The organism is Vibrio breoganii (assembly GCF_001677275.1).
GTDB lineage: Bacteria > Pseudomonadota > Gammaproteobacteria > Enterobacterales > Vibrionaceae > Vibrio > Vibrio breoganii.
The window spans coordinates 2,434,249-2,456,178 of record NZ_CP016177.1 but is presented as its reverse complement, the minus strand read 5'-3'; the positions used below and the strand labels follow the sequence as shown (position 1 = coordinate 2,456,178).

At 45.8% G+C, this 21,930-nt stretch carries 16 protein-coding genes and 1 tRNA gene; 7 read left to right on the top strand and 10 right to left on the bottom strand.

All coding sequences use genetic code 11. From position 1 onward, the window contains the following. Window positions 1–48: 48 nt before the first annotated feature. Entirely contained in the window at window positions 49–1,269 is a 1,221-nt protein-coding gene (gene arcA / locus A6E01_RS11350; RefSeq protein WP_017028807.1) for an arginine deiminase, read from the bottom strand. 193 nt (window positions 1,270–1,462) lie between these two features. On the opposite strand from arcA, the gene rraB reads away from it, so the two are divergent. Continuing rightward, window positions 1,463–1,879: a ribonuclease E inhibitor RraB gene (rraB, locus tag A6E01_RS11345; RefSeq protein WP_017032856.1), complete on the top strand. Its 417-nt coding sequence runs from the start codon at window positions 1,463–1,465 to the stop codon at window positions 1,877–1,879. 81 nt (window positions 1,880–1,960) lie between these two features. Here the strand turns inward: rraB and A6E01_RS11340 are convergent, their stop codons facing one another. The 4 genes from A6E01_RS11340 to pepA form a co-directional block, all read right to left on the bottom strand. Next, on the bottom strand, window positions 1,961–2,344 hold the full coding sequence (locus A6E01_RS11340) for a DUF2061 domain-containing protein (protein WP_017028805.1): 384 nt from the start codon (window positions 2,342–2,344) through the stop codon (window positions 1,961–1,963). An 805-nt stretch (window positions 2,345–3,149) separates the two neighbouring features. After that, on the bottom strand, window positions 3,150–6,011 hold the full coding sequence (locus A6E01_RS11330; RefSeq protein ID WP_065210246.1) for a valine--tRNA ligase: 2,862 nt from the start codon (window positions 6,009–6,011) through the stop codon (window positions 3,150–3,152). Between the two features lie 95 nt (window positions 6,012–6,106). Further along, the gene (locus A6E01_RS11325) at window positions 6,107–6,562 is read right to left on the bottom strand and encodes a DNA polymerase III subunit chi (protein ID WP_017032854.1); all 456 of its coding nucleotides are present in this window, start codon (window positions 6,560–6,562) and stop codon (window positions 6,107–6,109) included. A 73-nt stretch (window positions 6,563–6,635) separates the two neighbouring features. Continuing rightward, window positions 6,636–8,144, bottom strand: coding sequence for a leucyl aminopeptidase (gene pepA, locus A6E01_RS11320; protein WP_017032853.1), 1,509 nt, complete (start codon window positions 8,142–8,144; stop codon window positions 6,636–6,638). Window positions 8,145–8,363: 219 nt separating this feature from the next. Between pepA and lptF the strand changes: the two genes are divergently transcribed. Both lptF and lptG read left to right on the top strand, forming a co-directional pair. Then, window positions 8,364–9,464, top strand: a complete 1,101-nt coding sequence (gene lptF, locus A6E01_RS11315) for an LPS export ABC transporter permease LptF (protein WP_017030009.1) — start codon at window positions 8,364–8,366, stop codon at window positions 9,462–9,464. Continuing rightward, complete coding sequence (lptG, locus tag A6E01_RS11310) at window positions 9,465–10,535, top strand: LPS export ABC transporter permease LptG (protein ID WP_065210245.1); 1,071 nt, start codon at window positions 9,465–9,467, stop codon at window positions 10,533–10,535. It abuts the gene before it with no gap. A 57-nt stretch (window positions 10,536–10,592) separates the two neighbouring features. Here lptG and A6E01_RS11305 read toward each other — a convergent pair whose 3' ends face one another. Continuing rightward, complete coding sequence (locus A6E01_RS11305) at window positions 10,593–11,069, bottom strand: RDD family protein (RefSeq protein ID WP_017030011.1); 477 nt, start codon at window positions 11,067–11,069, stop codon at window positions 10,593–10,595. Window positions 11,070–11,261: 192 nt separating this feature from the next. Between A6E01_RS11305 and A6E01_RS11300 the strand changes: the two genes are divergently transcribed. After that, window positions 11,262–11,346: transfer RNA gene (locus tag A6E01_RS11300), tRNA-Leu, on the top strand. A gap of 453 nt (window positions 11,347–11,799) precedes the next feature. Beyond that, window positions 11,800–13,251, top strand: coding sequence for a xylulokinase (gene xylB / locus A6E01_RS11295; RefSeq protein WP_026012903.1), 1,452 nt, complete (start codon window positions 11,800–11,802; stop codon window positions 13,249–13,251). A 142-nt stretch (window positions 13,252–13,393) separates the two neighbouring features. On the opposite strand, the gene tkt is transcribed toward xylB, so the two are convergent. The 4 genes from tkt to A6E01_RS11275 all read right to left on the bottom strand — a co-directional run bounded on the left by tkt (window position 13,394) and on the right by A6E01_RS11275 (window position 19,121). Continuing rightward, window positions 13,394–15,388: a transketolase gene (gene tkt, locus A6E01_RS11290; protein WP_017030013.1), complete on the bottom strand. Its 1,995-nt coding sequence runs from the start codon at window positions 15,386–15,388 to the stop codon at window positions 13,394–13,396. A gap of 111 nt (window positions 15,389–15,499) precedes the next feature. Beyond that, a complete protein-coding gene (gene tal / locus A6E01_RS11285) occupies window positions 15,500–16,450 on the bottom strand; it encodes a transaldolase (RefSeq protein ID WP_017030014.1) in 951 nt (316 codons plus the stop codon). A 79-nt stretch (window positions 16,451–16,529) separates the two neighbouring features. Then, window positions 16,530–17,849: a xylose isomerase gene (xylA, locus tag A6E01_RS11280; RefSeq protein ID WP_065210244.1), complete on the bottom strand. Its 1,320-nt coding sequence runs from the start codon at window positions 17,847–17,849 to the stop codon at window positions 16,530–16,532. A 189-nt stretch (window positions 17,850–18,038) separates the two neighbouring features. Further along, window positions 18,039–19,121 (bottom strand): ABC transporter ATP-binding protein, encoded by a 1,083-nt coding sequence (locus A6E01_RS11275; protein WP_065210243.1) that lies wholly within the window; start codon window positions 19,119–19,121, stop codon window positions 18,039–18,041. A 446-nt stretch (window positions 19,122–19,567) separates the two neighbouring features. Here A6E01_RS11275 and A6E01_RS11270 point away from each other — a divergent pair, with 446 nt between their 5' ends. Both A6E01_RS11270 and A6E01_RS11265 read left to right on the top strand, forming a co-directional pair. Then, a complete protein-coding gene (locus tag A6E01_RS11270) occupies window positions 19,568–20,614 on the top strand; it encodes an ABC transporter ATP-binding protein (RefSeq protein WP_017026783.1) in 1,047 nt (348 codons plus the stop codon). A 12-nt stretch (window positions 20,615–20,626) separates the two neighbouring features. Further along, the gene (locus tag A6E01_RS11265; RefSeq protein WP_065210242.1) at window positions 20,627–21,880 is read left to right on the top strand and encodes an ABC transporter substrate-binding protein; all 1,254 of its coding nucleotides are present in this window, start codon (window positions 20,627–20,629) and stop codon (window positions 21,878–21,880) included. The last annotated feature ends 50 nt before the right edge of the window (window positions 21,881–21,930 follow it).

Here is a 21,930-nt window from a genome sequence, read left to right as displayed (position 1 = left end):
TTTATGATTTATTGCATATAAATTCTTTTAAATCAAATATAAATTCACTTAGATCGCATCCCTTTCAATAGGGCAACTCATACAACGAGCGCCACCACGTCCTCTACCGAGTTCGTTTCCAGGAATGGATATCACCTTGATGCCGGCTTGTTCGTATTTTTCATTGGTATAGACATTGCGCTCGTAACCAATCACTACGCCAGGCTTCACGGTTAAAACGTTATTGGCATCATTCCATTGCTCGCGCTCTGCTTCATAGCTGTTGCCTCCCGTGGTGACTATCTTCAGTTCTTGTAAACCAAGGGCATCTTTTATGGCGCTAGCGTATGAGTCAGCTTGAACTGCGTGCACACGGCCTTTATCTGACGGTGTGAGAACCCAAGTCTCTAAAGAGGAATTAATGACTTCTGGGTAGATAGAAAAGGTATCCACATTTAGCTGGGTCATTACCGTATCTAGGTGCATGCATGAACGTGTTTTAGGTAACCTCAATGCGATGACCTGCGTCGCTTGTCCTGTCTCAAAGAGTCGATGGGCTAAGTTTTCCACACCCTGTGGAGTCGTGCGTTCAGACATACCGATCAACACGCTACCTCGGCCAATTACTAGTACATCACCGCCTTCGATATTGGTGTTGTCGTAGTGCTCATTTTCATTTCCGAGATAGTTTTCAAAACTTTGCTTGGCGAAGGTCGGGTGCCAACGATAAATAGCTCGAAGATGGTTGGTTTCTCTCTTTCTGGCCTTCTTCATCATTGGGTTTAGCGAGACACCGCCATAGATCCAACAGGAGGTATCGCGAGTGAATAAATGGTTGGGCAGTGGGTCAATAACAAAATCCAGTGCCTTGTGCATCTTCGGCAGTATTGACGTCGAAGTTATGGACAGCTCTGAATAGGCAAGACCACCAGTGAGTACGGTGGCGAGATGATCGTTGTCCATTTCTGCTAGGTGCTCACGGAGCTCATTGGCAAAAGTGGGGCCGTATCGATAATCTGAGATTTGATTTTGCAGTAGCCATTGCTTGGCTTCGGGAATCGCGAGTGTTTCGGCTAGAAGATCGTGCAGCAGGAGTACATCGACATCTTGGTCACGCAGTGCCTGGGCAAAAACATCATGTTCTTCACCAGCGGCTTCCACCGCCAGTACATCGTCGAACAGTAAATCCTGGCAGTTTGACGGTGTTAAGTGGGTGAGTGCCCTTTCTGGGCGATTAAGTAAAACACGGCGCAGTTGTCCCACTTCTGAACCGACGTACAGCTTACTCATTATGCATCCTTTCTCATTATGACCCACCCTTTATGACAAGGATGGAGTGAAGTTGCAAGTTACAGAGGTAAGCAAGGGAGATAATTGAGAAATCTCCCCCTAGATCGAGCCTAGATATGGTATTTCGTGTCGAACCGTGCCATATTTCGTCGGTATATAAATCTATTATTTTTACCTGTTCGGGAGCACACCCATGTCACAAGTGGAAGAGTATCTATCAGTCGAAGAACTTATCGAATTTCAGAAAGAAGAGACGCGCGACATTATCGCCGCTTTGCTTGAAGACGGTAGTGAACCTGATGCTTTGTATGAAATTGAACATCATCTTTTTGCTGAAGACTTTGAGACTTTAGAAAAAGCGGTTGTTGAAGCCTTCAAGATGGGTTTTGAGGTTCTAGAAGCAGAAGAAACTGAAGACGAAGATGGCAAAAAGCTATTGTGCTGTGATGCTACAATGACTTGTACTTTAGACCCTGAGCTGATCGATCAGCAAGTTGAGAAGCTGATTAACCTAGCTGAAAAATACGACATTATTTATGACGGCTGGGGCACATACTACGAGGGCGAAGACGCACTTGTTTATGACGAAGAAGATGATGAAGACGAGTAATCGTTATTTGTTTTTCTAATTGAAAAAGCTCGCTATTTAGCGAGCTTTTTTGTGTCTATAGGAAAGTACTTCTAGTTGCTATTAAGCGTGGCTAAGTGTTGGCTGAGTGAAGTATTTACGCCATACACGTTCATGAAAGTAGTAAGCTCCAGTATTAATAGTAGGTTCGACTAAAGCCAACAAACCACCCGCTAAAGCATCTCCAGAGATTAGGTACACCACAGTAAACGCAACACTAAAATGAACAATGGCAAAGCTGGTGGTTTTAATCTGTGAGAACGCCTGCTTCGCTTTTAGGTAAGGCACTGAGTTCCAAACTTTTTCATGAAAGTAAAATGCCACAGTGTTAACGCTAGGCTCAATCATTGCAATTAGACTACCTAGGATCACATCACCCGTAAGAACGTAAGCTACGGTGAACGCAATTGAGAAGTGTAATACTGCAAAGCTAAGTGTCTTTTTCATTGTTGAGCCTATAGTGTTTTTCCTTGTTAAAAATAGTATTGATAATTATTCTCATTTGTTCAATGGTTATTTTATGATTAGTTTGATAGGGAAAAACGATGAAGGTATTTAGCCCGTCATTTTGGACTTAATCCAGAACCTTAGTCAGTACGAAGGACTTATTCTGTCCGACCCAAGATTCCGGCTCGTTGGCCGGAATGACGATTCTGGTGAGGTTGGGAATAGTGTATGAGTTCAGTTGTGCGATCCCCTCATTCTGGACTTGAACCAGAACCTTGGTGAGTGCGAAGGACTTACGCTGTGCGACCCAAGATTCCGGCTCATTGGCCGGAATGACGACTCTGGTGAGATTGAGGGGGGGGTATGAATCCAGTTGTGTTATCCCGTCATTCTGGACTTGATCCAGAAACTTGGTGAGTACGAAAGACTTACTCTGTGCGCCCCAAGATTCCGGCTCGTTGGCCGGAATGACGATTCTGGTGAGGTTGGGGAAAGTTTATAAATTCAGTTATGTGAACCCGTCATTCTGGACTTGATCCAGAACCTTGGTGAGTACGAAGGACTTACTCCGTGCAACCCAAGATTCCGGCTCGTTGGCCGGAATGACGATGCTGGTGAGATTGGGAATAGTGTACGAGTTCAGTTGTGCGATCCCGTCATTCTGGACTTGATCCAGAACCTTAGAAAGCACGAAAGCTTCTTTAGACAAATGACTCACTCTACACTCGATACCGGCAACAATAAGGAACAGCAGACACAAAAAAGGGCTGACTCTCGTCAACCCTTTCTATTCAAATACTTACTATTACAGCGCAGCGATGGTCGCTTGCTGCTCAGCGAGTTTAGTCAGTGTATCTTTGTAACCATCAAGCTTCTCTCGCTCTTTAGCAACAACCGCTTCAGGTGCTTTCGCAACGAAGCCTTGGTTGTTTAGCTTGCCTTCGATGCGCTTGATCTCGCCTTCAGTCTTCTTGATTTCGCCCGCTAGACGGTTAAGTTCAGCGTCTTTGTCAATCAAACCTGCCATTGGGATCATTAGCTCAGACTTGCCAACTAGAGAAGTTGCACATGCAGGAGTCTCAGCGCCATCTTCTAGAACCGTGATGTTCTCAAGCTTGGCTAGAGACATAAGTACGGCCTTGTTTGCTTCTAGGCGAGTTACGTCGCTTGCATCAGAGGCTTTCAGCATTACGTCTAGTGGCTTGCTTGGAGCAATGTCGTATTCTGCACGCAGGTTACGGATGCTAGTAATGAAGGCTTTAACCCATTCAATATCATCAAGCGCTTCTTGGTTGAAGTTAGCTGCGTCATACTGAGGCAGAGCTTGAGTCATAATGGTATCGCCCTCTACACCGTCAACAAGTGGCTTCACGCTCTGCCAGATTGTTTCTGTGATGTAAGGAAGAACAGGGTGAGCAAGACGCAGAGTCTTCTCAAGAACCGTGATCAGAGTGCGACGTGTTGCGCGCTGCTGAGTTTCTGTACCCTTCCAAAGAACAGGTTTAGTTAGCTCTAGGTACCAGTCACAGAATTGGTTCCAGATGAACTCATAAAGCGTGTTCGCAGCCATGTCTAAACGGTAGTTGTCTAGGTGAGCGTTAAACTCTTTCGCAGTAAGTTCAAACTGAGATTCAATCCACTTGTCAGCGATTGAGTACTCTAGTTCTGCATCTGGTGCAAAGCCGCAATCTTGGTCTTCTGTGTTCATGAGAACATAGCGACTTGCGTTCCACAGCTTGTTACAGAAGTTACGGTAACCCTCTAGGCGCTTCATGTCCCAGTTGATGTCACGACCCGTTGAGGCCATTGCTGCTAGAGTAAAGCGCAGTGCATCAGTACCGTAAGGTTCAATGCCGTCTTCGAAGGTCTTACGAGTGTTCTTTTCGATCTTCTTCGCTAGTTGTGGCTGCATCATGTTGCCACAACGCTTTTCAACCAGCTCTTCAAGGCCAATACCATCAATCATATCGATAGGGTCAAGTACGTTACCCTTCGACTTAGACATCTTGTCGCCGTTTTCATCACGGATAAGACCCGTCATGTACACGGTTTTGAACGGTACTTGAGGTTTGCCGTCTTCGTCTTTCACGAAGTGCATGGTCATCATGATCATACGAGCAACCCAGAAGAAGATAATATCAAAGCCTGATACTAGAACTTCAGATGGGTGGAATGTTTTCAGTGCATCAGTATCTTCAGGCCAGCCTTGCGTGCCGAATGTCCAAAGTGCAGAAGAGAACCAGGTATCGAGAACGTCATCGTCTTGGCGCAGTACTACAACTGGCGCTAGGTTGTTCTTCTCGCGAACTTCTTCTTCAGTGCGACCTACGTAGACTTTGCCGTCATTGTCGTACCATGCTGGGATTCTATGGCCCCACCAAAGTTGACGAGAGATACACCAGTCTTGTACATCACGCATCCACGCAAAGTACATGTTTTCATACTGCTTAGGTACAAATTGAATCTGACCGTCTTCAACCGCTTTTACAGCTGGTTCCGCTAGAGGAGCGGTGCGTACGTACCATTGGTCCGTTAGCATTGGTTCAATAACCACACCACCACGGTCACCGTAAGGAACGGTTAGGTCGTGATCTTTGATCTCATCAAGAAGGCCAAGCTCTTCAAATTCAGCAACGATAGCCTTACGAGCAGCGAAACGCTCCATGCCATGGTATTTAGCAGGAAGGTCAGTGCTGTATTCATCACTTTCTTCACCGTTGGTATTGAATACTTCAGCAGCATCACGAATATCAGCGTTGAACGTTAGGATGTTGATCATTGGAAGGCTGTTGCGCTTGCCAACTTCATAATCGTTAAAGTCGTGAGCAGGAGTGATTTTCACACAACCAGTGCCTTTTTCCATGTCCGCATGCTCATCGCCTACGATTGGAATTAGACGACCTACGATTGGCAGTTCAATGTGCTGACCAATAAGATCTTTATAACGAGGATCTTCCGGGTTTACAGCAACACCAGTATCACCCAGCATGGTTTCTGGACGAGTGGTCGCAACAACGATGTAGTCTTTACCGTCTGCCGTCATAGCACCATTTGCTAGCGGGTAGCGGAAGTGCCACATGAAGCCTTTTTTGTCTTTGTTCTCAACTTCAAGATCTGAAATTGCAGTGTGCAGTTTTGGATCCCAGTTAACTAGGCGCTTACCACGGTAGATAAGGTCGTCTTCGTATAGACGAACGAAGACTTCTTGAGTTGCCGCTGATAGGCCGTCATCCATAGTGAATCGCTCACGATCCCAGTCTACAGAAGCGCCAAGGCGACGAAGCTGCTTGGTGATGGTACCGCCAGATTCCGCTTTCCATTCCCAGATCTTGTCAATGAAAGCTTCACGACCATAGTCGTGTTTAGTCTTGTTTTCTTCTGCCGCAATCTTGCGCTCAACAACCATTTGAGTGGCAATACCTGCGTGGTCGGTACCCACTTGCCAAAGGGTGTTTTTGCCCTTCATTCGCTCAGCACGGATTAGCGTATCCATGATGGTGTCTTGGAATGCATGACCCATGTGCAAGCTACCTGTGACATTCGGCGGTGGGATCATGATTGAGTATGATTCTTTCGAGGTGTCACCGTGTGGCTTGAAGTAGCCTTTTTCTTCCCAAGTCTGATACAGATCTTGTTCGATAGATTGTGGGTTATATGTCTTTTCCATAATGCTCTTACATGGATAATTGGTTGATGGCAAACTGCATAAATTAAGGGTTTATCAACCGCCAGTTGATAAATGCTTTAGCTATGAAGTTTGGTCTATTTGTTCAGTTCTGCAATGGATATCGTCTGCATTTGATAGCCAGCCTGACGGTAAATTTTATACCTTTCTCGGGCGATATGCTTCGCTTTTTCATCGCAAGGCACGAAGTCTACCACTTGAGACACTATTCCCGCAAAGTTTGTATTATCTTCAGCCAGATTAATGACAATATTACGGCTGCGATTAAGTTGAGTTGAACCACTGCCAATCTCGACTGGAGTACCTTGCCGGGGACCTTCTCCGGTTAGGTTGTGGGCAATAAAGTCTGCACCATCAAGCTGAAATAGATAGTCATCCCAGATGTCTGAATGTTGTTTATCTTTGGTATTCAGGTAGATGCGTGCTCCTTGCTTGGTAAAGTGTCTCACTAGGTAGCAGACATAATCACGAAAGCCTTGCTCTGAGTCGGCAACACTGTTGGGTTCAATCAAGTAGAAGGTGGCTATAGACATGCTCTTTCTCAATAAAAAGCGCCTCCCGGAGGAGGCGTTACTTAATTTAGGTTAGCACACAGTATTGAGGCTATTACTCTTCGGTTTCTTGTCCGCTACGGTTTAGTAGGAACTGAACCAATAGTGATACAGGGCGGCCCGTTGAGCCTTTTGCTTGACCAGACTTCCAAGCGGTACCTGCGATATCCAGGTGAGCCCAGTTGTACTTCTTGGTGAAGCGAGAAAGGAAACAACCCGCAGTGATAGTACCGGCAGGGCGACCACCGATGTTTGCCATATCTGCAAACGGGCTAGCAATCTGCTCTTGGTACTCGTCAGCCATAGGTAAACGCCACGCACGGTCACCCGATTGCTCTGATGCATTCACGAGTTCGTGAGATAGCGGGTTATGGTTTGAGATAACGCCACTGATGTGATGGCCAAGGGCAATCACGCAAGCACCGGTTAGGGTTGCGACATCAACCACGCAATCCGGTTCAAAGCGCTCGGCATACGTTAGAGCATCACATAATACTAGGCGGCCCTCAGCATCGGTGTTTAGCACCTCGACTGTTTGACCTGACATAGTTGTTAGGATGTCACCAGGACGATATGCGTTGCTTCCCGGCATGTTTTCACAGCCAGCAAGTACACCTACCACATTGATGGGTAGGTTAAGCTGAGCAAGGGCCTTCATTGTGCCGAAGACACTCGCCGCGCCACACATGTCATACTTCATCTCATCCATGCCGTCACCCGGCTTAAGAGAGATACCGCCAGAGTCAAAGGTCAAACCTTTACCAATAAGCACGATAGGCTTAGCAGTTGATTCAGGGTTACCCTTATACTCCATGACTGACATCATAGATTCGTTGTGTGAGCCACGACCTACCGCTAGGTAAGAGGTCATGCCCAGTTTTTCCATCTCTTGCTCGCCAATAATCTTAGTGGTGACCGTTTCATAGTCATCCGCTAGACGGCGCGCTTGTGAGGCTAGGTAAGCTGGGTTGGCCACGTTTGGTGGCATATTGCCTAGGTCTTTAGAAGCGGCAACACCCGATGCTATTGCTAGACCGTGGCTAATCGCGCGCTCGCCGATATTGAGTTCACGGCGCGTTGGCACATTGAACACTAGCTTACGCAGTGGACGACGTGTCTCTGGCTTATTGCTCTTAAACTGATCGAAAGTGTAAAGACCATCATGTGTTGCTTCTACTGCTTGGCGTACTTTCCAGTAGGTATCGCGTCCCTTAACGTGAAGCTCAGTCAGGAAACAAACTGCTTCCATTGAACCTGTTTCGTTTAGCGTGCTGATGGTTTTTTGAATAATTTCTTTGTACTGGCGCTCGCCAAGCTCACGCTCTTTACCACAACCTACTAACAGAACACGTTCGGACAACACACCTGGTACTTGATGCAATAACAGCATTTGGCCGGGTTTACCCTCTAGATCGCCTCTGCGTAGCAGTGAACTTAGGTATCCATCACTGATTTTATCCAGTTGTTCTGCAACTGGTGAAAGGCGTCGTGGTTCGAACACCCCAACAACGATACATGCGCTACGTTGTTTCTCTGGGCTACCACTTTTTACACTGAACTCCATGCCTACTCCTACATCCTGAAGACAAACCACAATAAATGTTAGATAATAACTGCTTAACTTGTTGAATCTTGGTCAAGAGCTATGTTTACTCAATGAGCGTAAGCAAGTTAATTGATTATCGATTAGTCAGAAAAATTGAAAAATAAAAGGTTCAATCAGAAATTATAGCGATTCCTGTAAAAATACAAGTTTTGCATCCGAGCTTATAGGGACTTTAGCGTGATTATTGTTAGATATTTGATCCGCGAGACAATCAAGAGCCAGCTGGCCATCTTTTTCGTACTGTTTTTAATCTTTTTAAGCCAAAGGTTTATCAGTGTGTTGGCCGAAGCCTCAAATGGCGATATTCCCGCCAGACTTATCATGACAGTGGTTGGTTTAAACATGCCCGCTATGGGCTTGTTAATGCTACCGCTGAGTTTATACATTGGTATTTTGCTTACTTTTGGCCGCTTGTACGCTGAAAGTGAGATAACTGTTATGAATGCAACAGGGATCGGGAACAAGTTCTTGATTCAGGCGGCTTTGTATCTGGCACTTATTACTTCTGGTGTGGCAGCGTTTAACTCTTTGTACTTCTCGCCTTGGGCTCAAGATAAAGAAGCACAGATAATGGAGGATTTGGCTGCTGACACGAGCGTTGAGCTATTGCAGAAAGGTCAGTTCCAGCGAACGCCTGATGGCACTGCTGTAGTCTTTATCGATGAGTTGAAAGATAAACGACTGACTAACGTCTTTATTGCACAAACTGTGGGTGAAGGTTCGATTCGCCCAAGCGTTGCATTTGCAGATTCAGGGCTAGCGCAAGAGTTGTCTGACGGTCGCCAGATCTTAACGTTGTTCAATGGTACGCGCTGGGAGGGGATACCCACTCAGCTTGACTATATGAGAACGGATTTTGATGAGTACGATGCGTTAATCGGTCAGCGTGAGGTCAAGCCTAAGGGGCGAGACTTTGAGGCGCTACCAACGATTCAACTGTGGAACAATCCGGATAAGCGAGCAAAGGCTGAGCTTCATTGGCGTCTCAGTTTGATTATTTGTATTCCGCTGCTCACCCTTGTGGTTATCCCGCTTTCTGCGGTAAACCCTCGACAAGGTCGCTTTGCTAAAATGGGACCCGCTATTCTGTTTTATTTGGCGTACTTTATGTCTATTAGTGCGGCAAAGTCGGCGATTGAAGATGGAAAAATCTCCGAAGTACTAGGGATGTGGCCGATGAATATTGGTTTATTGGTAGTGGGGTTAGCGCTTAATTCAATGGATAGTTTACCGGTACGACGCTGGAAAGATAAGATTCGCCAAAAGAGGGCTGCCTAGATGTTTAAGATTCTAGATTTATACATTGGCAGAACCATTATCGGTACCACCACTATCTGTTTGGTTACCTTGGTGGGTTTGTCAGGCATCATCAAATACGTTGAACAATTGCGTAAAGTTGGACGTGGTACTTATGACTTGTTGCATGCACTTTACTTTGTATTGTTGAGTGTGCCACGCGATATCGAACTGTTCTTCCCTATGGCAGCCTTACTAGGCGCATTGATTGCGTTGGGAACCTTGGCAACAAGCTCAGAGTTAACGGTAATGCAGGCTTCGGGTTACTCCAAAGTTAACATCGGCATGTCAGTGCTGAAAACAGCACTGCCGCTAATGATGATGGTCATGCTGTTAGGTGAGTGGGGTGCTCCGCAAGCGCAGAAAATGGCGCGTGACTTGAGATTAATCTCAGTCTCTGGTGGCCAAATGGTATCAACACGAGCAGGTGTTTGGGCTAAAGATGCCAACGACTTTATCTATATTGGTCGAGTGAATGGCGAAGAGTTAACTGCCATAAACATTTGGGAGTATGACGAAAACAAAGACCTGATGCGCAGCCTGTTTGCGAAAAGTGCGGACTACAAGGGTGACAATATTTGGACCTTGAATAATGTCACTACAACCTTGTATACCAACGAAACAGAGATTGATAAAAGCAAGCAAAGTAAGCTGGAGTGGCAGAGCACGCTAGCGCCAGAAAGACTTGAGATTGTAACGGTTAAGCCTGAAGAGCTATCTTTATCGGGGCTGTACAGTTATGTCACCTACCTTAAAGACTCAGAGCAGGATGCCTCTCGATATGAACTGGCCTTCTGGCGGAAGATAACTCAGCCCTTATCCATTGCGGTAATGATGATGTTGGCGCTGTCCTTTGTATTTGGTCCGCTGCGTAGTGTGACTATGGGGGCAAGGATACTTTCTGGGGTTATTGCGGGATTCTCTTTCTATATCTCGTCAGAGTTTTTTGGACCCTTGAGTGTTGTTTATCAAATCCCGCCAATGTGGGGAGCCCTAGCTCCGAGCGTCGCCTTTATGCTGGTAGCCATTATGTTGTTGAGGCGTAAGCTTTAAACGAAACAAATAAAAAAGGATGGCAAATTTGCCATCCTTTTTTTATGGGCCAGTTTTCTAGATAGCCTTCGGTAACACGACCACTTCAGTTTTTGCCCAGATATCGTGGAAACCGCGTTTTTCAGTATCGACGGGAACCGCTAAGTTACTCAAACCGAAGGCTGAGGTTGCAATGCGGATACAGGCTTGAGTCACGCTGATGAGTGAGCCGTCTTTGTTCTGTACTCTCAGCTTCCAAGCTCGCATTCCCAGGGTTTGTCCTGCTTTAGTCCAGAAATACACAAAGAATCCAATCCAGATAATGGCTAGGTAGGAAGTGAATAGAACACTCCATAGCGGGTGCTGAGTAAGATAGTCACTGACATCAATGTATTGACCATAGTCCATTAGACCGGCTGCAACTAATGCTTCAAAGATTGCAACGACGACACCGGCCGCCATCATCTCAATCGCAATTACAATTAGTGCGTCATAAAGCCAAGCACCAAGACGTCGCATCAAGCCTGCTTTAGGTAGAGAGTTTTGTGAATTCATTCGTTTTGAAGTTCTAATCATTGTAATTTGTGGCTCAGAATAGCCATTTGTTGCCTGACTGCAAAGAGATTCAGTGTAAAAAAGTGGCATCCATGTCTAAAAAACATGCGAACGAATCATAATTACAATATTTGCCCTTGCGTGCCCCTTTGGCTTACGTATAATGCAAAACGTACCTTAAAGGTGCGCAATGCCGGTGTGGTGAAATTGGTATACACGACGGATTCAAAATCCGTTGCCTTCGGGCGTGGCGGTTCAAGTCCGCCCACCGGTACCATATTTAGATAAAGCCCTAGTCGAAAGACTAGGGCTTTTTCGTGTCTGGAACGTAATCATTGTAGTGATGTTGTATCTTTAGTGGTGGCTTGGATGCAAGCCCAGTTGGATGCAAGCCCAGTTGGATGCAAGCCCAGTCAACTCCGCCCGCCGGTACCATGACAAAGAGAGGTCGCTATTTATAGCGGTCTTTCGTCGTTTTGGGGGAAATTGGTGCAATGCTTATTTACAGTCCAAAACTTATAAGTACTCACATACAAAAAGCCTCAGCGAAGTCGGCAAGGCTTGATGGACTATTTCAATGTGATCCACCCCCCAGTCGTGAAATCCCTGAATTTAAGAAACAAAAAACGTAATTGAGGGTGTGCCTTGGAGCGCTCATTATCGATATCAAGCAATTCGTTGTATTGAACAATACGCGATGATATTAGTTTTCAATGAGCAGGTAATCGGTATGTATATTGGAGTAGATTTAGGCACATCTGGTGTGAAGGTTATCGCACTGGATAATCAAGATAAAATCGTCGCACAAGCTACACAGTCGCTGATGGTACAAAGGCCACAACCTCTTTGGTCAGAGCAAGACCCTCATGCTTGGTGGGAGGCAACACAAACGGCTATTGATAGCCTTGCTGAGCAAATAGATATGTCAGCGGTTACAGCGATAGGTTTATCTGGGCAGATGCACGGTGCGACCCTATTGGATAGCCAAGGCGAAGTGCTAAGAGCGGCTATTTTGTGGAATGATGGTCGCTGTGCTGCCGAGTGTATTGAGCTTGAGAAAGCCGTGCCTAACAGCCGCGATATTGTCGGTAACTTGATGATGCCAGGGTTCACTGCCCCTAAGCTGAAGTGGGTGGCCAACCATGAGCCAGAAGTCTTTGCTAAGGTCGATATGGTGCTACTTCCTAAGGATTACCTGCGCTTTAAACTCAGTGGTGACTACGCATCAGACATGTCTGATTCTGCCGGTACAATGTGGCTTGATATCGCTAAGAGAGATTGGAGCGAAGAGTTACTCAAAGCAACCGGACTGACTCGTCAGCAAATGCCAGAATTGTTTGAGGGTAGTGAGGTGACAGGTCATCTCAACTCTGAGCTTGCTGCTCGCTGGGGAATGAAAGAGGTGCCGATTATTGCTGGTGGTGGTGATAATGCTGCAGGCGCTGTCGGTGTTGGTATTACCGAACCAGGACAAGCGATGCTGTCTCTTGGTACCTCGGGTGTGTATTTCGCAGTGAGTGACGGCTATATCTCTAATCCTGAATCGGCGCTGCACAGCTTCTGTCATGCGCTGCCAGGTACTTGGCATGCAATGTCAGTGATCTTGAGTGCGGCTTCATGTCTAGATTGGGTTGCGCAGCTGAGTGATTTTGAAGATGTTGGTCAGATGCTGGCGGAAACTGAAGCTAAGGCAAATCAAGAATCAGCGGTTTATTTCTTGCCTTATCTTTCTGGTGAAAGAACGCCACACAATGACCCTACTGCAAAGGGCGTATTCTTTGGAATGACGCACTCTACGACTAAGTATGACCTTGTTCAGGCTGTGCTTGAGGGGGTTGGTTTTGCGTTTGCAGATGGCCTTGATGCCTTGCACGAAACAAAACTAGTACCAGAAGAAATTTCATTGATTGGTGGTGGTGCGCGCAGTGCGTACTGGCGTCAAATGCTGTCCAATATCTTTGGTATGAAGGTAGTGTTCAGAGAAGGTGGTGATGTAGGTCCGGCTCTAGGCGCTGCAAGGCTGGCACGATTAGGCGTTGAAGAAGGTGCTACTATAACTGATGTATGCCCTGTGCCTCCTGTCGTGCAAGTACATATGCCTGACCTAGCGGTTACAGAGCTGTACGCGAGTAAACGCGGAACTTATCAGGCGCTATATTCCCAGCTTAAGGGATTGTTCTAAGCATTGTTGATTTGATTATTTGAGGTCAGCCTATAAGGCTGGCCTTTTTTTGTTTTTGAAATCGAGGGTAGGTTTTATCTTACGGAAAGCATAAAAAGCGAGCACTGAAGACTAAGCGCCTCAGTACTCGCTTTTTGGTGTGTTATTTCAGTAGTTCAGCTGCTTTGTCAACAATGTTATCGACGGTAAAACCAAACATTTTAAATAGCTCACCCGCTGGAGCGGATTCACCAAATGTGGTCATGCCAACGATAGCGCCATCAAAGCCTACGTATTTGTACCAGTAATCAGCAATACCGGCCTCAATAGCAATACGCTTGGTAACCGCAGATGGCAATACAGACTCTCTATATTCCGCGCTCTGCTTATCAAATGTGTCTGTTGATGGCATAGAGACTACGCGCACTTGCTTGCCTTGTGCGGTTAGTTCTGCCGCCGCATTAACGACTAACTCCATTTCAGAGCCCGTCGCAATCAGGATAAGCTCAGGTTTGGCAGAACAATCTTTCAGGATGTATCCGCCTCTTGTAATGTCTGCGAGTTGCTGCTGGTTTCTTGGTTGCTGAGTAAGGTTTTGGCGAGAGAATATCAATGCGCTTGGCGCATCTTTACGTTCTATAGCCAGCTTCCAAGCTACAGCTGATTCCACCTGATCACAAGGACGCCAAGTACTCATGTTTGGCGTTAAGCGCAATGATGCTATCTGTTCAACTGGCTGGTGGGTGGGTCCGTCTTCACCAAGGCCGATTGAGTCGTGGGTGTACACCTGAATGTTTTGGATCTTCATCAATGCGGCCATGCGCATGGCGTTGCGCGCATATTCCATGAACATTAAGAAGGTAGCGCCGTAGGGAACAAAGCCACCATGTAAGGTGATGCCGTTCATGATAGCGGTCATACCAAACTCACGAACCCCGTAATGCATGTAGTTGCCTGTGGCATCTTCCGCAGAGATCGCCTTAGATCCTGACCACATAGTGAGGTTAGATGGGGCAAGATCAGCTGATCCTCCTAAGAATTCAGGCAAGATCTTACCAAAGGCCTCAAGGGCGTTTTGCGATGCTTTTCGAGAGGCAATATCCGCAGGGTTTGCTTGTAGATCATCGATGACCTTTTGGCTTAGCTCTTGCCATTGCTCTGGGAGTTCACCATGGGTTCTGCGTTTGAATTCGCTGGCGAGTTCAGGGTGTGCCTTTTCATAATCAGCAAACTTCTGGTTCCACGCTGCTTCCTTAGCTGAGCCTGCCTCAGCCGCGTTCCATTGTGCGTAGATTTCCGATGGAATCTCAAACGGGCCATAGTTCCAACCTAGTTGTTTTCGTGTTGCAAGAATTTCCTCAGCTCCCAATGGTGCACCGTGGCAATCATGAGAACCCGACTTGTTTGGAGAGCCGAAACCAATAATGGTTTTGGTGCAGATTAGGGTAGGGCGTGAGCTGTCTGCCTTCGCTTGTTCAATTGCAGTATTGATGGCAATGGGGTCATGACCATCAACGTCCGCAATTACCTGCCAACCGTAGGCTTCAAATCGCTTAGGAGTATCATCGGAGAACCAGCCTTCAACCTCACCATCAATGGAGATACCATTGTCATCCCAGAAAGCGACAAGCTTGCCTAGGCCCAAGGTTCCAGCCAAAGAGCAAGCCTCATGGGAGATGCCTTCCATTAGGCAGCCATCGCCCATAAACGCGTAGGTGTGGTGGTCAACGATATCAAAATTGTCACGGTTGAACTGCGCCGCTAGGGTTTTCTCTGCAATGGCCATACCTACAGCGTTAGTGATCCCTTGTCCCAGCGGGCCTGTGGTCGTCTCTATGCCTGGGGCATAGCCATATTCAGGATGACCTGGTGTTTTAGAGTGCAATTGTCGAAATTGCTTTAAGTCATCAATAGATAAGTCGTAGCCACTGAGGTGGAGCAAAGAATAGATAAGCATTGAGCCATGACCATTTGATAGCACGAATCGGTCACGGTCTACCCAGTTAGGATTGGTCGGGTTATGGTTTAGGTGTGTACGCCAAAGTACTTCGGCAATGTCAGCCATGCCCATTGGTGCACCTGGGTGTCCAGAATTGGCTTGCTGCACACCATCCATGCTCAATGCACGGATCGCGTTGGCGAGGAGTTTACGGTCCATATGTGAATGTCTCTATAGATAAAAGGAAAGTGGTTGGCTTATCTAACAGAGCATTTGTTTACGGTATGAGTTTACGATGACAAACGCTCTGATTAGATACAAGGAAATGGGTTAAAGCTTTTCAGCGATCATCGTTTCAAGTTTGCCTTGGTCGATAGCAAAGTTACGAATGCCTTCCGCAAGCTTTTCTATGGCCATTGGATCTTGGTTGTGCTGCCACAGAAACTCGGCATGAGTTAATGGCTCTGGGCGATGTTGCACCGACTGATTGGCATGTAGCTTTTCGCTGATCTCAAGCTCAGTTTCTTCGAGCTCTTGAAGTAAATTAGGGCTAATGGTGAGGCGATCGCAGCCCGCAAGTTCGATGATCTCGCCGATATTTCGGAAACTGGCACCCATCACTATAGTGTTGTAATCATGCTGTTTGTAGTAGTTGTAGATCGTAGTAACAGACAGCACGCCAGGATCTTCTGACGCTTCGAACTCTTGGCCTTGCTTGGCCTTGTACCAATCCATGATTCTGCCCACGAATGGCGAGATCAAAAATACCCCCGCCTCCGCACAGGCACGAGCTTGAGCAAAAGAAAATAACAGTGTTAGGTTACAGTTGATCCCTTCATTTTCTAAGATCTCTGCGGCGCGGATCCCCTCCCAGGTAGAGGCGAGTTTGATCAGGATCCTGTCATTGCTAATGCCTGCGTCGTTGTACATCTTGATCAATTGGCGAGCCTTACTGACACTCGCGTTTGTGTCATAGGACAATCTCGCATCTACTTCTGTTGAAATACGGCCTGGAATCGTGGTGAGGATCTCTTTACCTATGTTTACAGCAAGTCGGTCACAGGTATCTTGGATCTGCGTTGCTTTGTCATTGCTTTGCGATTTTGCATAGACAATCGCTTCATCGATCAAGGGCGCGTATTCAGGCACTTGCGCTGCTTTTAAGATCAATGATGGGTTGGTGGTTGCATCTTGAGGTGCGTATTTTCTAATGGCATCTATTTCGCCGGTATCGGCAACGACAGTAGTGAATTTTCTTAGCTGTTGCAGTGCATTGTTCATGTTAATTAATCCTAGGGTGTTAGGAGAAAGTGAAATCTAGGGGGAGATGCCAGCGAGTAGACCCTGGCATCCGTTGGAGTTATTTGTAGATAAAGTTGTTAACGATGTTTTCTAGGTGCTCTTGACGACCCGATACCATCTTAGGTGCAATGTTTTTCTCTTGAGCAAATTTAGCCACTTGTTCAAGGTTCATTTCACCGCTTAGGATTTTCTTACCTAGGTCGTCATTCCAGCCTGCGTAGCGCTCAGAAGTCAGCTTACCTAGCACGTCGTTTTCTAGCATTGCGGCTGCATTTTCTAGAGATTTCGCCATCACATCCATACCGCCAATATGGCCTTGGAATAGGTCTTCAGCATCGATAGATGGGCGACGAAGACGAGCATCAAAGTTAAAACCACCAGTAGTAAAACCGCCGGCTTTCAGGATTTCGTACATCACTAATGTGTTTTCTTCAACGCTGTTAGGGAACTGGTCAGTATCCCAACCTAGCTGAGCATCACCACGGTTTGCATCAATAGAACCAAACAGACCTAGAGAAGTCGCAGTTGCCACTTCATGGTGGAAGCTGTGCCCTGCAAGAGTAGCGTGGTTTGCTTCGATGTTGACCTTGATTTCATCTTCAAGGCCGTATTGCTTCAAGAAGCCATATACAGTCGCTGTATCGTAGTCGTATTGGTGCTTAGTCGGCTCTTGTGGCTTAGGCTCAATCAAGATAGTGCCGTTAAAGCCAATCTTATGTTTGTGCTCAACCACCATCTGCATTAGGCGGCCTAATTGCTCGCGCTCTTGGCGAAGGTCAGTGTTAAGCAGTGTTTCGTAGCCTTCACGACCACCCCAAAGCACGTAGTTCTCACCACCTAGACGCTTAGTTGCGCCCATAGCGTTGAAAATTTGAGTTGCCGCATACGCAAACACTTTCGGGTCAGGGTTAGTGCCTGCACCTGACATGTAGCGAGGATTAGAGAAGGCGTTGGCTGTACCCCAAAGTAGTTTGGTGCCGGTTTCGGCTTGTTTCTGCTCTAGTACGTCAACCATAGTTTGGAAGTTGTTGATGTACTCTTTGATAGAGTTGCCTTCAGGAGCCACATCGGTGTCGTGGAAACAGTAGTAAGGCACGGTTAGCTTTGAGAAGAAATCGAAGGCGTGGTCGGCTTTCATGCGAGCCACTTCCATTGGGTCGTTGCTTTTTAGCCACGGACGGTCGTAAGTGCCAGCGCCAAATACGTCAGAGCCAGCCCAGCAGAAGTTGTGCCAGTAGCATGCAGCAAAGCGCAGGTGCTCTTTCATGCTTTTGCCCAGTACCATTTTGTCGGCGTCGTAGTGGCGGAAAGCAAGAGGGTTTGAAGAGTTAGAACCTTCAAACTTAATAGTATCGATGTTTTTAAAGAATTCGGACATAATTTTTGTACCCAGTTAGTAGGATTAATCTTCGAATTCAATGATCAATGTTCAGCGTTTTAATTACAATTATGAAATTTTATTTGTTGTTTAGGTAATTTATTATTGATTTGAGTTTATTTATGACAGCAAAATAACCACAGTGAATTAATGATCACTGCGGTTATTTTTAATAATTCTATATAAGAACTAAATTAAAGCCTTACCTGCACTATCAAAAATATGCATTCTATTTCTATCGATATAGAAGCGATGCATTTTATTGGCAGACACACTTTTATCAGAATCAACTTCAATCACTACATTTACATCTTGGTAAATGCCATTGATTTGCACCGTTGCACCCAGTAGCTCAGTTGTTTCAACAAACAATTCGATAGGGATCGAGTTGTCACTTTCTTCACTGCTGATATCCGATGGTCTGATACCTAAGGTTGCCGGGCCTTCTTGGATACTTGAATTGTGATAGGCCTCAGAAAGAAGGTAGTTTGTATCTTCTACTCTAAGCTCCCATAGTTCAGCCTTTTTATGAATATTCACAGGCAACATATTCATAGTTGGACTGCCGATAAAGGTCGCAACAAACTGGTTTACCGGCTTATGGAATATCTCTTTTGGCGTTCCAACTTGCTCTATTAAACCATCACGTAATATAACTACCTTGTCTGCAAGGGTCATTGCTTCTATTTGATCGTGGGTGACATAAACGGTGGTTTTGTTGTGTTTTCTATGCAGTTCTTTTAGTTCAGTGCGCATGGTATTACGCAGCTTAGCATCTAGGTTTGATAGGGGTTCATCAAACAAGAATACCTCGGGTGTACGAACCATTGCACGACCCATAGCGACACGCTGACGTTGTCCTCCAGACAAGGCTCTTGGTTTTCTATTTAGTAGTGGTGTCAGTTGCAACATGTCAGAAACACGGCGAACTTGTTGCTCAACTTCTTTCTTATCTACCCCTGCCATCTTAAGGGAGAAACCTATGTTTTCTGCCACCGTCATATGTGGGTATAGGGCATAGCTTTGAAATACCATTGCGATATTTCTATCCTTTGGATTCAGGTCATTGACGACCAGATCATCAATGACAACTTCACCGTTGCTGATGTCTTCTAGGCCAGCCAACATTCTAAGGGTGGTGGATTTACCGCAGCCAGAGGGACCTAGCAATACTACAAATTCGCCATCCTCAATCTTAAGATTGAAGTCCTTTACTACGTGCGTATCTCCGGAGTAAATCTTGTCTACGCCTCTAAACTCTACAGTTGCCATCGTCTCTACCTAAGTCCAAAAGGATGAATCATTTGCCCTATCATGAATTAGTTTTAGCTATTTCCTCAATTATGAAATTTATTACTGACTTTAAGTTATTTGACTAATTTGCGAATGATCACATCTCTAAGTTATTTAGCATCAAAAATAATAAAATAAGTGACCGAGTTCACATATAAAAGTAGAAGGAATTAGGTTTTGGCTTAGCTCTATTTAGCTCATCTCTATTAATTGATTTGGGAATCTTGATAAATAAACTCAACCTGTCAATGCCATGTGCTGTAAAGGAATTATAAATGTGAGCAATAGCTAATTATTGAGATAAACCTCGCTGACAAATAAAAAGAATAAATTTGATATGAAATTTCACAATTGCTGATGAGCTTATTATTTCACAGTATGAATGACAGAAAATTTTGAAGGTTTATTACTCTTAGGTGATGTAAATGGCATCTGTAAAATTTAACAACTTAAAAAAATCCTACGGCGATACGGAAGTAGTAAAAGGCGTTGACCTAGACATAAAACATGGTGAGTTTGTGGTTCTGTTAGGACCTTCTGGCTGCGGTAAATCCACCACCTTAAGAATGCTAGCGGGCCTAGAAGACATCAGTGACGGCGAAATCTACATTGATGACCTACTTGTAAACGACCTGCACCCAATTGAGCGAAATATCGCAATGGTATTTCAAAGCTATGCTCTCTACCCGCATATGACAGTAGAACAAAATATCGGCTTTGCGCTAGAGAACATGAAGGTGGATAAGATTAAGCGTAAAGAGATGGTTGCTGAAGTGGCAGAGGTTTTGGAGCTGACGCCTCTACTTGATAGAAAGCCTAAAGATCTATCGGGTGGTCAAAGACAGCGTGTCGCGATGGGACGTGCAATGGTTCGTACCCCCGAGGTATTCCTATTTGATGAACCCCTATCTAACTTGGATGCGAAGCTGCGCGGAGCAATGCGCAAAGAAATAAAAGCCTTACACAAGCGTGTTCAAACCACGGTTATCTACGTTACCCATGACCAAGTTGAAGCGATGACGCTAGCGGATCGAATTGTGATTCTGAATAACGGTGTTATTGAACAGGTGGGAACGCCAAAAGAGATATTCGAAAAGCCTCGCACTAAGTTTGTCGCCAAATTCATCGGTAGTCCTGAAATCAACATCATGCCTTCTACTGAACAAGACTTCGTCAGTTGCCTGCCGCATTCCATCGATATCAATACGGTTGAGTCCATTGGTATTCGTCCACAGGACTTCACCTTAACTGAGAACGATGTCGATGCGACTCACCGCTGTTCTGCCAAGGTCGATGTTATTGGGCATGAAGTCTTGGGCTCCGTTATTCATGTGAATGGTTTGCTTGGTTCAAAGCGAATCACCATCGAAACCCCATACCAAGAAGAAGATCTAGACGATCGTATTAACGTGTATTTTGACTCTCGAAATGTTCACTATTTCGATGAAAATCAAAGCATTACCCTACTATAAAAAGGAAGAATAATGAAAAAGTTAAATCTCAAGGTAATGTCTCTTGCGATAGCATCCGCCGTTGCTGGCTATGCTCAGGCAGAGACTGTGGAGCTTAGCGTTGCCTCTTTTCCCAACTTTAACCAGGTAGCAGAAGCTGCAGTTCCTTTATTTGAGAAGCAATACCCAGACATTAAGGTCAAAGTCGTCACTCTAGCTTACGGCGATCACCATAATGCGATGACAACAGCGCTTGCGACTGGTGCCAATGTGCCTGACGTGATGGGCATTGAGTATGGCTATGTTGGTCGATTCATTGAAGGGGGCGGCTTAGAAGACCTAGGTGCAGCACCATACAACGCCACTCAATTTACCGATCAGCTTGTACCTTATGCTGTAGCTCAAGGCACAAACTCAAAAGGCGTATTGTCTGGTGTCCCGGCTGACATCGGTCCTGGTGCGACGTTCTATCGTAAAGACATACTTGATAAAGCGGGTGTGACTGAAGAAGAACTGACTAAGGATTGGGACTCATTCATTGAGGCTGGTATCAAGGTTAAGGAGACAACAGGCAGCTACTTGCTAGCAAATGCGGTTGATATCAAAGACATTTACATTCGTGCCAATTTAAAAGATGGCGAGGGTGTTTACTTCGATAGTGAACATAACATCTTGGTTAACTCTCCACGCTTTAAAGAAGCCTTCCGTTTAGCGAAAAAAGCGCGTGATGCTGGCATTGATGCTGAAGTAGGTGCTTGGTCAAATGAGTGGACAGAAGGTCTGCGTCGCGGAACGATTGCATCGCAAATGATGGGTGCTTGGTTAGGCGGTCACTTACAAGACTGGATTGCTCCTGAAGAAGTAGGTAAGTGGCGTACGGCTCAACTTCCTGCTGAGGCATATGCAAGCTGGGGTGGATCTTTCTACGGCATCCCTAAGAAAGCGAAAAACAAAGAAGCGGCATGGAAGTTCATCGAGTTCATGGCAACGAACCCTGAAGTACAAATGCTAGGTTTCGTAGAGATCAACGCATTCCCTGCACTGCAATCAGTTCATTCAGCTGAGTTCTTCAACGAAGAAGTGCCTTACCTAGGTGGACAACAAGCTCGCTTAGTTTGGCGTGCCGCATCAGAGAAAGTACCAGCACGTGTTGCTGACCGCTATGACGAAGTCGCTCGCCAAGTTATCAATGATGCACTTGAGCAAGTGCTAGAAAAAGACGCTGATATCGATCAGGTACTAGCGAATGCTGAGAAGCAAATCAAACGTCGTGCACGTCGTCGTTAAGTAACGCCCGGGTTAGGGCAATGACCCTAACCCGCTGTTTTTTAGTTGGG

Coding starts and splice junctions, on each gene's coding strand:
- pepA (WP_017032853.1), bottom strand. CDS start 8,144: ATGGAGTTCAGTGTAAAAAGTGGTAGCCCAGAGAAACAACGTAGCGCA.
- lptG (WP_065210245.1), top strand. CDS start 9,465: ATGTTTAAGATTCTAGATTTATACATTGGCAGAACCATTATCGGTACC.
- A6E01_RS11330 (WP_065210246.1), bottom strand. CDS start 6,011: ATGGAAAAGACATATAACCCACAATCTATCGAACAAGATCTGTATCAG.
- tal (WP_017030014.1), bottom strand. CDS start 16,450: ATGAACAATGCACTGCAACAGCTAAGAAAATTCACTACTGTCGTTGCC.
- xylA (WP_065210244.1), bottom strand. CDS start 17,849: ATGTCCGAATTCTTTAAAAACATCGATACTATTAAGTTTGAAGGTTCT.
- A6E01_RS11325 (WP_017032854.1), bottom strand. CDS start 6,562: ATGTCTATAGCCACCTTCTACTTGATTGAACCCAACAGTGTTGCCGAC.
- xylB (WP_026012903.1), top strand. CDS start 11,800: ATGTATATTGGAGTAGATTTAGGCACATCTGGTGTGAAGGTTATCGCA.
- tkt (WP_017030013.1), bottom strand. CDS start 15,388: ATGGACCGTAAACTCCTCGCCAACGCGATCCGTGCATTGAGCATGGAT.
- A6E01_RS11275 (WP_065210243.1), bottom strand. CDS start 19,121: ATGGCAACTGTAGAGTTTAGAGGCGTAGACAAGATTTACTCCGGAGAT.
- rraB (WP_017032856.1), top strand. CDS start 1,463: ATGTCACAAGTGGAAGAGTATCTATCAGTCGAAGAACTTATCGAATTT.
- arcA (WP_017028807.1), bottom strand. CDS start 1,269: ATGAGTAAGCTGTACGTCGGTTCAGAAGTGGGACAACTGCGCCGTGTT.
- A6E01_RS11340 (WP_017028805.1), bottom strand. CDS start 2,344: ATGAAAAAGACACTTAGCTTTGCAGTATTACACTTCTCAATTGCGTTC.
- A6E01_RS11305 (WP_017030011.1), bottom strand. CDS start 11,069: ATGAATTCACAAAACTCTCTACCTAAAGCAGGCTTGATGCGACGTCTT.
- A6E01_RS11270 (WP_017026783.1), top strand. CDS start 19,568: ATGGCATCTGTAAAATTTAACAACTTAAAAAAATCCTACGGCGATACG.
- A6E01_RS11265 (WP_065210242.1), top strand. CDS start 20,627: ATGAAAAAGTTAAATCTCAAGGTAATGTCTCTTGCGATAGCATCCGCC.